This is a genomic window from Amycolatopsis azurea DSM 43854, assembly GCF_001995215.1.
Lineage (GTDB): Bacteria > Actinomycetota > Actinomycetes > Mycobacteriales > Pseudonocardiaceae > Amycolatopsis > Amycolatopsis azurea.
Map to the genome: position 1 here is coordinate 205,510 of NZ_MUXN01000011.1, position 12,514 is coordinate 218,023.

At 69.2% G+C, this 12,514-nt stretch carries 11 protein-coding genes; 7 read left to right on the plus strand and 4 right to left on the minus strand.

The window, feature by feature from the left end:
- Positions 1–2: 2 nt before the first annotated feature.
- The gene (locus tag B0293_RS15615) at positions 3–779 is read left to right on the plus strand and encodes a hypothetical protein (RefSeq protein ID WP_005156699.1); all 777 of its coding nucleotides are present in this window, start codon (positions 3–5) and stop codon (positions 777–779) included.
- Here B0293_RS15615 and B0293_RS15620 read toward each other — a convergent pair.
- From B0293_RS15620 to wecB, 4 genes are all read right to left on the minus strand, one after another.
- Positions 766–1,560, minus strand: a complete 795-nt coding sequence (locus tag B0293_RS15620; protein WP_245820092.1) for an XRE family transcriptional regulator — start codon at positions 1,558–1,560, stop codon at positions 766–768. The two genes, B0293_RS15615 and B0293_RS15620, sit on opposite strands and share 14 nt — an antisense overlap.
- 246 nt (positions 1,561–1,806) lie before the next feature.
- Positions 1,807–2,994 carry a cytochrome P450 gene (locus tag B0293_RS15625; RefSeq protein ID WP_005156708.1) on the minus strand — a complete coding sequence of 396 codons (1,188 nt, stop codon included), beginning with the start codon at positions 2,992–2,994 and terminating at the stop codon, positions 1,807–1,809.
- 372 nt (positions 2,995–3,366) lie between these two features.
- Positions 3,367–5,073 (minus strand): DUF2334 domain-containing protein, encoded by a 1,707-nt coding sequence (locus B0293_RS15630; protein WP_005156710.1) that lies wholly within the window; start codon positions 5,071–5,073, stop codon positions 3,367–3,369.
- 4 nt (positions 5,074–5,077) lie between these two features.
- Positions 5,078–6,292, minus strand: coding sequence for a non-hydrolyzing UDP-N-acetylglucosamine 2-epimerase (gene wecB, locus B0293_RS15635; protein WP_005156714.1), 1,215 nt, complete (start codon positions 6,290–6,292; stop codon positions 5,078–5,080).
- Between the two features lie 250 nt (positions 6,293–6,542).
- Between wecB and B0293_RS43705 the strand changes: the two genes are divergently transcribed.
- The 6 genes from B0293_RS43705 to B0293_RS15660 all read left to right on the plus strand — a co-directional run bounded on the left by B0293_RS43705 (position 6,543) and on the right by B0293_RS15660 (position 12,511).
- Complete coding sequence (locus B0293_RS43705) at positions 6,543–6,698, plus strand: hypothetical protein (protein WP_005156722.1); 156 nt, start codon at positions 6,543–6,545, stop codon at positions 6,696–6,698.
- Positions 6,699–6,709: 11 nt separating this feature from the next.
- Positions 6,710–8,011 (plus strand): glycosyltransferase family 2 protein, encoded by a 1,302-nt coding sequence (locus tag B0293_RS15640; RefSeq protein ID WP_005156724.1) that lies wholly within the window; start codon positions 6,710–6,712, stop codon positions 8,009–8,011.
- A gap of 12 nt (positions 8,012–8,023) precedes the next feature.
- The gene (locus B0293_RS15645; RefSeq protein WP_005156727.1) at positions 8,024–9,106 is read left to right on the plus strand and encodes a M20 family metallopeptidase; all 1,083 of its coding nucleotides are present in this window, start codon (positions 8,024–8,026) and stop codon (positions 9,104–9,106) included.
- 52 nt (positions 9,107–9,158) lie between these two features.
- Positions 9,159–9,431: a hypothetical protein gene (locus B0293_RS15650; protein ID WP_039917776.1), complete on the plus strand. Its 273-nt coding sequence runs from the start codon at positions 9,159–9,161 to the stop codon at positions 9,429–9,431.
- Positions 9,432–9,486: 55 nt separating this feature from the next.
- On the plus strand, positions 9,487–11,307 hold the full coding sequence (glmS, locus tag B0293_RS15655) for a glutamine--fructose-6-phosphate transaminase (isomerizing) (RefSeq protein ID WP_005156733.1): 1,821 nt from the start codon (positions 9,487–9,489) through the stop codon (positions 11,305–11,307).
- A gap of 67 nt (positions 11,308–11,374) precedes the next feature.
- The gene (locus B0293_RS15660; RefSeq protein ID WP_039917779.1) at positions 11,375–12,511 is read left to right on the plus strand and encodes a serine hydrolase domain-containing protein; all 1,137 of its coding nucleotides are present in this window, start codon (positions 11,375–11,377) and stop codon (positions 12,509–12,511) included.
- Positions 12,512–12,514 lie beyond the last annotated feature (3 nt).

Below are 12,514 nucleotides of genomic sequence, written 5' to 3' on the forward strand. Positions count from 1 at the left end.
TCATGAACACGATCTGCCGGAAGTTCTCCGGATGTCTCGCGGTCGCCGTCGCGACGCTGCTCCCCGCCACGCTGCCCGCTTCGGCGAGCGAGAACGTCGTCGCGCCCTCGGCCGGCGATCTCGCGGCCGCCGTGAGCGTCGCAGCGCAGCCTGACGCGATCGGGCTCGCGAGATCGAACTTCCGGCAGGTCGACCACATCGAACCGCAACGGATCACCATGGGGGAGAAGGGTTTCCCGGTCTACACCCTCAATCCCGATTTCGTCAGGGGCATCGCGGGCGCGCCGGCGGGCGTGCTGAGGTCCGTCGCCGTGACGGCCACCGCCGATTCCGGTCAGAAGGCGACCTTGCAGGCGATGCCGGAAGGCCCGGGGAAGTGGGTCGCCGCGAGCGTGTTCTCCGGGAACGACGAAGAGTCCCTGAGCGCGCGGCTCCGGCCCGGTTCGGTGCTGCTCAACGAACCCCAGATCAACGGCTGGTACGAACTGCGCCCCGACGGCGTGGTGCTGCTGCAAGCGAGCCTGCCGCAGTCGCCGGTGGGCAAGCTCCTCCCGCTTTCCGAGTACCAGCGGAACGTCCACGGTCGCTACGCCGACAAGCTGCCGGGATCCGACTACCAGCGCGACGGCGGGATCGGCTTCGCGCAGGCCGCCCCGCCCGCGGCCGTCGACACCGGCATACCTGTGTCGATCTTGGCCGGGTTGATCGCCGCCGGCGTCGCCGGGATCGGGCTCGTGCTGGTCACGGTGTGGCGGAAACGCCGTCTCACTCCCAGATGAGGTCGATCCCCGCGATCCCGACATCGAGGTCCTCGAAGTAGGCGCTGACCGTCGCACCCGGGCCGGGATGCAGCGGCTCGCTGACCACGGGAGCCAGTTCTTCGCGCTCCCGCACGGTTTTGACACAGCGGGCCGGGATCGAGGCGGGGTCGAAGCGCATCCGGAGCAGGTACGCCGACATGCGGGCCCGCACCGTCCGGTGGAAACAGGTGGCCCGGACCGAAGCGGCCAGGCGCAAGGTGAACGCGAAGGTGTGCGTTTCTCCTTCGGCCAGGCTGCGGTCGAAGAGGAGCTCGAACACCATCCCCGGTGACGTGGTGCTCCGGCGCACCCTGCCTCTCCGGCAGCCCTCGGTGGCGACGACCGTCGTGGCTTCCATGTCGGTGCCGTCTTCGTCCTGATGAGTCACCACGAAGCCGTCCGCGCCGGGCTCTCGCGCCCGCACCACCATGGTCGAGGTGATCTCCGAGGCCCGGCCTTGCCCGGTCATGGTCAGCACGTCGACGACGGTCACCACGTCGAGTTTCGCGTTTCCCACCGCGCCGGGTGATTCGCTCAGTTCGTCCATCAGCGAGCAGGTTTCGGCCCAGCTCTGCCGCAGTTCCGCCACCGAGGGTCGGCGGTCGTCGCCCCCTGACCGCCGCTGCGGGCCGATCAGCACGACCAGGCTGTCCGGCGGCAGCCCCAGCACCGCTTCGAGCGCGCGGACGACGTCGAGCGAGCGTGGCGTCGACGGATGCCGGAGCCCGCGCTGCCAGTAGCTCAAGGTCGATTCGGCCACGGGGACACCGCGTGCCGCCAGATGCGCGCGGATACGGGACAGGGAAAGCCCGCGGTGCTCCACCGCTTCGGAAAGCGCACGATGGAATGGTCCGGACCTGACCGCGTCCGGCACCGTTCGCCGTACGCTGGGCTCCTCGCGTTCCTGGTACATGGCACCCCCACCGACGCCGGGTTGGCGCAAAGCATGCGCAGTCCGGCGCCGGTCGGCAACCGTCAAAGGTCGAGAACCGGACTTTCCGCCCCGTCAGGCGAATTCGAGCCGCAGGCTTTCCATCCCGCGCAGCGTCACCTGCTTCACCCAGACCGGATCGGCCGTCCGCCGGAAGGCGCGGCCGGTACCGAGCAGCGTTTCGAACAGGGTCCGGCCTTCCAACCGCGCCAGCGGGGCGCCGAGACAGAAGTGGATGCCCTGTCCCAGCGCGAGATGCCTCGGCGAGGGACGGTCGACGTCGAAGCTGTCCGGCCGCTCGTACGCGCGCGGGTCGCGGTTGGCCGCCCCCAGCAACACGATCGCCTGAGCGCCCTCGCCGACGGACAGGCCGCCGATGGTCGTGTCCCGCAAGGCGATCCGCATGGTCAGCTGGACGGGGGAGTCGAACCGGAGCATCTCTTCGACCGCGTTCGGGACCTTCGAGTGGTCCTCGGCCAGTTTCCGGTGCTGCTCCGGGTTGTCCAGCAGGGCGAGGACCCCGTTGCCGATCAGGTTGGTCGTCGTCTCGTGCCCGGCGACCAGCAGGAGCATCGCGGTGATCACCAGCTCGCCCTCGCTGAGCCTGTCGCCCTCGTCGGACACCGAAACCAGGTCGGAGAACAGGTCGCCGGTCGGCCGCTTCCGGCGTTCCTTCGCCAGCTCACGGAAGTAGGCGACGAACTCGCGGCGGGCGGCGACGGCCGCGGCGAAGGTCTCCTTCGCGATCAGGAACGCCGGGTCGAGCGCGCGCCCCATGGCGTCCGACCAGCCCTCGAAGCGGTCGCGGTCGGCCAGCGGAACCCCGAGCAGCTCGCTGATCACGACGACCGGCAGCGGCTTCGCGACCTCGGTCATCAGGTCGAATTCGCCCATTTCGAGCGCTTTGAAGACCAGTTCCTTCGCCAGCTCTTCGACCCGCGGGGCGAGCTGTTCGACCATCCTCGGCGTGAACGCCTTGGACACCAGGCGTCGCAGCCGCGTGTGATCGGGCGGGTCGAGCGCGAGGAACGACCGGACCACCCGGCCCTGGTCGTCCACCGGCTCGTTCTCGTGCGGATCCGGCAGCACCTCCGGTTCGGAATGCCCGAACGCGGGGTTCTTCAGCAGCGCGGACGCCTCCTCGAACCCGCTCACCACGAAGAACCGGTCGGCGGCCTCGAACACCGGGCCGCGGTCGAAGACCTGACGGTAGAACGGGTACGGATCGGTCCTGGTCTCCGGCGTGAGCAGGTTCTCGAGCATGACCCCGATCCTATGCTCAGCCGGAGGTGTCCTGTGGCGAGTCGGTCGGGGTGGTCGTGAGTGGTAAGTGCCGTTCTAACGACACTTACCACTCACGACCCGCTTGACCCGTCGCGGTCCGGCGTGGTCTGGGGAGGGCGTGTCGCGAAAGCCACGTTCGCAACCTTCAACGTTGCGAACGTGGCTTTCGCAACCCGTTCTCGCCCAGTCGGAGGCGCGGAAACGCGGTGGCGGGAAGTCGCGCGTGGTGCCCCTGCCAGGCGCCCGTCCCCGAGCCTCGTGTGTCGCGAAAGCCACTTTCGCGGCACCTGGTGTCCCGAAAGTGGCTTTCGCGACACCGCCTTCTGTACCCGGGCGCGGCACAGCTCCGGCTCAGTCGCCGAGGATTTCCGCCGGTGCGGCGAAGCGGTACCCCAGTGCCCGCAACGAGTTCACCAGGTCCCGCAGGCCACCCTCGCCGAGGAACGGGTGGTAGAAGAAGCTCGCGACGTTGTCGCGGACGACGAGCGCGCTCTGGGCGTCGGCGAGCATGTCCACGGCGGTGCGGGAGGCATGCTGGTTGAACGCGACGGGTGCCACGTTGCCGATGTTCTCGGGGACGACGTTCGCGCCGTAGACGTCACGCACCGGGTACGGGAAGAACTGGCCGTACACCTGTTCCGTCGTCGCCGTGGCCGTCGACCCGCAGCGGCCGCCGGGGCAGAAACCCGCGTAGTAGCTGCCGCGGTCGTAGCGGGCCTGGAAGAGTTCGGTGGTCCGCTGGTAGTCCACGGCGGAACCGCCGTAGTGCGGGAACTCGAACATCGTCGGTTCCGGGAGGCCCACCCGCTTGAATTCCCCGAGCCCGGTCGCGATGCGGCCGTCGAACCAGCGCACCGAGTCCTCGGGCATCGGTCCGTCCATGCGCACGACGCCGTCGCCGTCGACGCTGGACTTGTAGAACTCGAAGTCGCTCGCGCTCACCCCGTCGTACGGGTTCGGGCCGTTGTCGCTTTGGTGACTGTAGCCGTGCATGACCAGCGTCGCGCCCGCCTGGACGGATTCCTTGAGCACGTCGACCAGATCCGGCGAGTCCACCAGCCGCGCGGACGTCGGCTCGCCGTCGTTGGCCCGGCCCTGGGGATCCGAGTAGTACGGGTAGACCGCGAGGGAGAACGGGATCTTCTCGCGGATGAGGAAGTCCGTGACCCGGCGGAGTTCTTCGGGTTTGGTGCGCGGGCCGACGTCTTCGAGCCGGATCAGCGCGCGGTGCCGGTTCGGCGCCTGCGGCGACAGGACACCCAGCAGGATGTCGGCCGCGGCGAGGTAGCGGTCCTGCGCTTCGGCGTACGCGTAAGGAACTTCGGCCACGTACGTCAACTGTCCTGAATGGACTGCCCAGGGTGACGGCGTGCCGCCCGGAGCGCTCGCTTCGGCCAGGATCTGGACTTTCGTCGAGTCCCGGACGTCGATCGCGACGACCCCGGTGCCCGAACGGGGATCGCGGCGCAGCGGAGTGCCCTTGTAGGTGACCGTGGTGGGGTTGTCGTCGCGGTAACCCTCCGCACGCCAGCCGGGGATGGCGCGCAGTTGCCAGATGTTGGCCCCGATCCAGACCACGGGGATCCGAGCCGCCGTGACGTCCTCGAGGAACGCCTTCGGCAGCGCCGCGTCGGAGACCGAGCCGAGATAGACGACGGCCTGGAAGTCGTTCGCCTGCCGGGCCCGGTAGTCGGCGGCGGGCTGCATCGTCCAGGCGGTGCCGCGGGAAACGAGGTTCGCGGTGAACATCGCGTACGCCTCGGCCGTCCGGACCTCTTCGGGCGGGGACGTGGTCCCGTCCTTCTTGCGTCCGTCGTCGTAGAGCACGAGGGTCTTGCGGTCCGGGTCGCCGCCGGGACCGGGCATTCCCGCCTTGGCCGCCTCGGGAAGGCGGCCGGCGAGCGGCACCGGCGTGGCGGGCGGCGAGGCCGTGACCGGATCCGCCTCGGTGACCTGGACGAGCACGACCACGGCGACGGTGACGGCGACGACCGCGACGACGGCGAGCCGAAACCAAGCGGGCAAGCGGAACCGCTGCCCGCCCTTGTCCTTCGTCATCGGGTCAGACCTCGGCCAGTTCGCTCGCGTCGGCGGGCCGGAACGGGGCGGGCAGGTCCGGGGCCAGGCCCAGCAGATACGCGAGCGCCTGCTCGGTCCGCTCGGCGGCGACGCCGTCGCCGAAGGGGTTGCCGCTGCTCATCATCCGCGTGCGCGCCGCCGGGTCGCTCAGCAGTTCCTTCGCCGTGGAGACGATCTTGTCGCGGTCGGTGCCGACGAGCAGGGCACAGCCGGCGTTCACGGCCTCCATGCGCTCGGTGACGTCACGGAGCACCAGGACCGGGACACCGAAAGTCGGGGCTTCTTCCTGGATGCCACCGGAATCGGAGAGCACGAGCGTGCTGGCGGCCAGCGTCGCGGCCAGTTCGGGATAGGGCAGGGGGCCGGTGATCAGCGCGCCCGGTGTGCCCGCCAGTTCCTCGCGGACCAGGCTCCGCACCTCCGGGTTCGGATGCGCGGGAAGCACCACCCGCAGTTCCGGATCCGCGGCCATCAGTTCCGTCACCGCGCGCAGCACTCGGCGCATCGGCTCGCCCCAGGATTCGCGGCGGTGAAGGGTGACCAGCATCAGTTTGACCGCGCCGCGGGTCGCGTTTTCGAGCAGTGTCGCCAATTCCGGGTTGTGCACCGTGGTGGATTTGTCCGTCACCGTGAGGATCGCGTCGACGACGGTGTTCCCCGCGACGAGCACGTTCTGCTCCGGCACCCCTTCGGCGCGCAGGTTCGCGGCAGCGTCGGGGGTCGGTGCCAGGTGGAGCGCGGCCGTCTGGCTCACCAGTTTCCGGTTGAGCTCCTCGGGAAACGGCGCGCCCAGGTCGAACGAGCGGAGCCCCGCTTCGAGGTGCACGACGGGGACGCGGCGCCAGAACGCGGCGAGCGCCCCGGCCAAGGTGGTCGTGGTGTCGCCCTGGACGACCACGGCGGCGGGCGGGCGCCGATCCGCTACTTCTTCGAGACCGGTGAGAAGGCCGGACAGGAGTTCCGGCTGGGAACCCGTTCGCCTGTTCAGGGTCAGGTTTTCATCCGCCGTCAAGCCGAAGGTCGCCAAGGCTTGGCCGACCATTTCCGGATGCTGCCCCGTGGCGACGACCACGGGCCGCATCCGGCCCGCGGACGTCAATGCCCTGGCCACCGGAGCGAGTTTCACGGCTTCCGGGCGGGTTCCGGCGACCAGCCAGATTTCGGGCATGACGTCGGTCTCGTTCTGTGCGTTACGCACCTGGTCCTTCTTCCGGTTCGCGCTGAGGTACGGCGTGAATTCGTCGTTGAAGTCACGAAAGAGTGGTAGGTGAGGCGAGGATCACTAGCTGATGGTCACCTTTACGGGGGATCGTCGCCCGCGAACGTTAACACAGACGGGGTACTGTACCCACCCGAAAGGCTGAATATCGCTTCCCTGGGTGACCCCGTACTCACGGTATGAAAACTGTGAGTAGATGTTTGTGGCGCCCCCTGTCCGAAGGAAAGACATGTCGATGGTGCCGGTGGGCCCGGTCAAGGTTTCCGCGCTCGGAATCGGCGCGACGATGGCAGGCGCGACGGTGAGCACCGTGCTCGCGATGGTGATCGGGACGGTCGCCTTGCTGCTCATGGCGCGTTCGCTGCACCTTCGCCTGAAGGACTGAACCACCCGCCGATGACCAATCCCGCCTTCGCCGCGACCATGACGTTGTTGCTTCTGTGGTGGCCGGCGCACAACATCCTGCTCGCGGCGTTCGCGTGGCGCACCGGACGTCCGCGCCGGTCGGCGGCCGCACGCGGCGAGGGGCTGGAGTTCTGGATCGTCATCCCGGCGCTCAACGAGGAGCGCGTGGTCGGAAACACCGTCCGAAACGCGCTTTCGCTTGGCACGGAACGAAACCCGGTGCGCGTCCTGGTCATCGACGACGGCTCGGACGACGGCACGCCGGACGTCCTCCGCGAGGTGACGGATCCGCGCCTGCACGTCCTGCGCCGCGAGCTCCCGCAGGCCCGGCAGGGCAAGGGTGAGGCGTTGAACGCCGGCTACCGCTACATCCTCCGGTTGTGCGAAGCCGAGGGAAGCGTGCCGAAGACGATCGTCGGCATCATCGACGGTGACGGCCGGGGCAGCCCCGGCATGCTGCGCGAGGTGGCCGACGTGTTCGGCGACCGCGGGGTCGGTGCCGTGCAATGCCGGGTGCGTATTCACAACCGGCGCAGCGTGCTCGCTTTGCTGCAGGATTTGGAGTTCGGCGCGGTCGCCGACGCGTCGCAAAGCCTGCGCGATCTCGCGGGCAGTGTCGGAATGGGCGGAAACGGGCAATTCTCGAGACTCGGGGTGCTGCGCCGCTTCGATCCCGCGCCGTGGTCGGACTGTCTTGTCGAGGATCTCGAACTCGGGCTGAGGCTGCACGTCGCGGGTATCCGGATGCGTTATGTGAAATCGGCCTGGGTGACCCAGCAAGGCCTCGTCGATCTGCCGAGGTTGTTACGGCAACGCACCCGATGGGCGCAGGGAAATCTGCAATGCGCGAGGCATTTGCGAAAATTGCTGGCATCGCGGCATGTGGGCAGTATCGGTCTTTTGGACTTCCTCGCCTATCTCGTGACACCGTGGTTGACGGTGCCGTTGTCCTTGGTGGTTTCCCTGTTGTTCGTGGGCACATTGGTCGCTTCCTGGTCGGGTGTCACGCTGGGCGGGTTGATCGCGCCGCCGTCGGCCTTGCCGGGCGCGGCCCTGCTCGGCGTGGTCGTGCTGCTGGTGCCCGGTCTGGTGTGGGCCGTCGTGCACCGGCTGCGGCTCGGTGAGGAACCGCTGCACCGGTGCCTGCTCGCGGGCCTCCTCTATCCGGGATTCCTGGTGCTCGGCGTGATCGCGACCTGGCGGGCGCTGTTCCGCGTGCTGGCCCGCCGCAACAGCTGGACCAAGACGGAACGCTTGAGCGAGGACGAGACCGTCCCCGCCGGAGTCGCCTGAGAAAGTGTCCGCATGACTGTCGACGCGATGATCGAAGACCTCAGGACGCTCGTCGAAATCGAGTCGCCTTCGGGTGACATCGAGGCGCTGACGGCGTCGGCCCGGGCGGTGGCCACCATCATCGAGTCCCGTCTGGGCGGGACGGCGACCCTGGTGGAAAGCGCCGCGGGGCCGCATGTCCGGTGGTCCGGCGGCGGTGAGCCCCGCGTGCTGATCCTGGGGCACCACGACACCGTGTTCCCGATCGGCACGCTGGCCCGGCGTCCGTTCGCGGTGCGCGACGGCCGGGTGACCGGCCCCGGTGTGTTCGACATGCTCGGCGGACTGGTGCAGGCGATCCACGGCCTGGCGGCGCTCGACGACCTGACCGGCGTCGAGATCCTGGTGACCGCCGACGAGGAAACGGGGTCGCACGCGTCCCGGGCGCTGATCGAGGATCGCGCCCGCGCGTGCGGCGCGGTGCTCGTGTTCGAGGGCGCGGCCGACGGCGGCGGTCTCAAGATCGGCCGCAAGGGATGCGGCACCTTCGAGGTCGTCATCACCGGCCGGGCGTCGCACGCCGGCCTCGAACCGGAGGCCGGGGTCAACGCGCTCACCGAAGCCGCGCATCAGGTGCTCGCCATCGTCGAGCTCGACCGGCCCGAGGCCGGGACCAGCGTCACGCCGACCGTCGCTTCGGCGGGAACCGCGAGCAACGTCGTGCCCGCGTCCGCGACCGTCGTGGTCGACGTCCGGGTCGAGTCCACTGAGGAGAAGGAGCGCGTCGAGGCCGGGTTCGCCGCGCTGACCCCGCGTCTCGACGGGGCGGAAATCGAGCTGCGAGGCGGGATCCACCGGCCTCCGATGCCCGAATCCGCCGCCGCGGACCTCTTCGCCGTCGCGGAACGGCTGCTGCCCGGGGTCGATGGCGCGGCCGTCGGAGGCGGGAGCGACGGAAATCTCACGGCCGCGATCGGCGTCCCGACCCTCGACGGGCTGGGCGCTGTCGGGGGTGGTGCCCACGCGGATCACGAGTACCTGCTGGTCGAGTTCATGGCGGAGCGGGCGGATCTGGTCACCGGCCTGGTTAGGTCGATCCTGACTTCGCACAACTAGCAGTTCTTGCCCGATTTCGGGCAAGAACTGGCGCTTCGAGGGCTCGATGTGCATGATGGGTCCAGTGGAGGACGCGGACATCGTCGAGCAGGTGGCCTTGTCGACGGGTCTGTCGACGGCCATCGCCGCCCGCGTGGTCGAGGACGTCCTGGCGTTCTACCGGCAGCCGGTCGAGCAGTACGTCCGGTCGAGGCACGCCCAGTTGCAGGCCGAGGGCAGGAAGAACCCCGAGATCTTCCCGCTCGTCGCCGCGGAGCTGAGCCGTCGTCTCGTCGCGCCTCCCGACCTGTCCGAGCGGCAACTGCGCCGCATCGTCTACGGCTGACGGAACGCCCGGTCTTCGCGTATCCCGTCCGTTTTCTTTGTGAGGTTGACTCGTCATGTGCGGAATCGTCGGCTACATCGGCGGCCAGAACGCCGCCCCGATCCTGATCGAGGGGCTGACGCGGCTGGAGTACCGCGGCTACGACTCCGCCGGGATCTCCGTCCTGGGCGGTAAAGGCGCCCAGGTGCACCGGATCGTCGGGCGGGTGCGGAACCTGACCGCGGCCCTGCCGAAGCGGCTCGCGGGCAAGGTCGGCATCGGGCACACCAGGTGGGCGACGCACGGCCCGGCGACCGAGGCGAACGCGCATCCGCACGTCTCCGAGGACGGCCGGATCTCCGTGGTGCACAACGGGATCATCGACAACGCCGACGCCCTGCGCGAGCAACTCGGCCAGGCCGGGGTGACGCTGACCTCCGAGACCGACACCGAGGTGCTCGCCCACCTCATCGCGAGGTCGAACGCGAAGACCCTCGAAGACGCCGTCGTCGAAGCCGTTTCCCGCGTCACCGGGACCTACGCGATCGCGGTCACCGACACCGAGCGCCCCGACCGCGTCGTGGTCGCGCGGAACGGTTCGCCGCTGATCATCGGCGTCGGCGACCGGGAGATGTTCGTGGCCAGCGACCTGTCCGCGCTGGTCCGGCACACCTCGCAGGTGGTGCACCTCGACGACGGCGAGTTCGCCAGCGTCTCGGCCACGGGCTACCGCACCTTCACCGTCGACGAGAGCGACACCGGCAAGGCCGCGACCGCGATCGACATCCAGGCCGACGACCTGGACCTCGGCGGTCACCAGCACTACATGTACAAGGAGATCCAGGAGCAGCCGGAATGCCTGGAGCGCATGATCCGGGGCAGGCTCGACGACCGGTTCGGAGTGTCCCGTTTGGACGGTCTGAACCTGACCCCGCGTGATCTGCGCGGTTTCGCGAGGGTGAAGATCCTCGGCTGCGGCTCGGCGTACTACGCGGGCCAGATCGGCGCGACCATGATCGAGGACCTGGCGCGGGTCCCGGCCGACGCGGAGGCCGCGTCCGAGTTCCGCTACCGCAACCCCATCATCGAAGCGGACACGCTCTACATCGCGGTCAGCCAGTCCGGCGAGACCGCGGACACCGCGTTCGCCGTCGAAGAGGTCAAGCGCAAGGGCGGCCGCGTGGTCGGCCTCGTCAACGTCGTCGGCTCGACGATCGCGCGGGCCTGCGACGGCGGCCTGTACCTGCACGCCGGTCCGGAGATCGCCGTCGCGTCGACCAAGGCGCTCACCAACATGGCCGTCGGCTTCGCGATGATCGCGCTGGCGCTGGGCCGGGTCCGCGATCTGTCCAACGCGGACGGACAGCGGATCGTCGCGGCGCTGCGGGCCCTGCCCGCGCAGGTCGCCGCCATCGTCGAGGCGGAGTCCCAGATCGCCGAGCACGCGAAGATCTGCGCGGACGCGCGGAGCCTGTTCTTCATCGGCCGCGTCCGGGGCTTCCCGGTGGCGCGGGAGGGCGCGCAGAAGTTCAAGGAGATCTCGTACCGCCACGCGGAGGCGTACCAGACCTCGGAACTCAAGCACGGCCCGCTCGCGCTGATCGACGAGGCGCTGCCGACGGTCGCGATCGTGCCGTCCGACGACCTCGCCGACCGCAACCTCGCCGCGATGCAGCAGATCAAGGCGCGCAAGGGACAGGTCCTGGCGATCACGCACGACACCGTGGACTTCGGCGATCTCGACGTGCCGCGGTTCGTGGTTCCGCGTTCGGAGCCGGAACTCGACCCGATCCTGCTCACGATCCCGCTGCAGCTGCTGGCCTACCACGCCGCGCTGATCCTCGGCCACGACATCGACAAGCCCCGGAACCTCGCGAAGTCCGTCACCGTGGAGTGACCCTGATCTTCTGATCCCAGGGGTTTCCCCGATGTCCCCGCCGTCCCGGGTGGACATCATGTGTGACATGAAACGAGTGATTGTCACAGCAGCAGTTGTCGCCGTCGCGGCGGCCTTCACCTCGGTGCCGGCCGCCGCGGCGTCCGACCTCGGAAAGCCCGACCCCGCCGCGTTGTCGGCGGCGATCGCGGGCCTGCCGGACAAGGAAACGACGGGCGCGCTGGTCCGGGTCACCGGCGACTCGGGGTCCTGGTCCGGCACCTCCGGGGTGTCCGACGTCCGCACGCACGCCCCGGTCCGGCCGGACGGGTTCTTCCGGATCGGCAGCACGACCAAGGTCTACACCGCGGTCATGGTGCTGCAACTGGCGCAGGAACACCGGATCGACCTCGAACAGCCGGTCCAGCGGTATCTGCCCGGGGTGCTCCCGGCGGACTATCCGCCGGTGCCGGTGCGCACCCTGCTCGACCACACCTCCGGGCTGCCGTCGGTGGACATCCCCGGTCTCTACGATCCGGAGTGGATCCTCGCGCACCGCTACGAGCACTGGAGCCCGCGCCAGGTCGTGGACACCGCGCTGCGCCACCCGATCGACTTCCGGCCCGGCACGGCGCAGAAGTACACGAACACCGCGTACGTCACCGCGGGGATGCTCGTCGAAACGGTGACGGGACAGTCCTACGCGCGCAACCTGCGCGATCGCATCACCGTCCCGCTCGGCCTCTGGCGCACCTACTACCCGGAGGACGACCCGCGCCTGCCGAACCCGGCCGCCCGCGGTTACCTGGACGTGGACGGGAAACTCGTCGACGTCACCGAGATGAACCAGTCCATCCCCGGTGCGGCCGGCGCGATCATCTCCACGGCCGAGGACCTCGGCGAGTTCATCACCGGCCTGTTCCAGGGCCGGCTGATCGGCCCCGCCATGATGCCGCGGCTGTTCGCCGTTCCCCAGGTGCCCATGTTCGACGGCAGCGGTCCGGCGAGCTACAGCCAGGGCTTGATGAAGCTGGAGCTGAACGGGATCACCGTCTGGGGGAAGACCGGCAGCCGGTACGGCTACGCGAGCGGGATCTTCGCCACCCAGAACCTGTCCAGGGTCGTGGCGTACTCGGTCAACCCGACGGTGAAGTCGCCGGACGGGCAGCCGCTCATCGTGCGGAAGATCGCGGACGCCGCGAGCAGGAGCCTCCCGAAGGAATAGCGG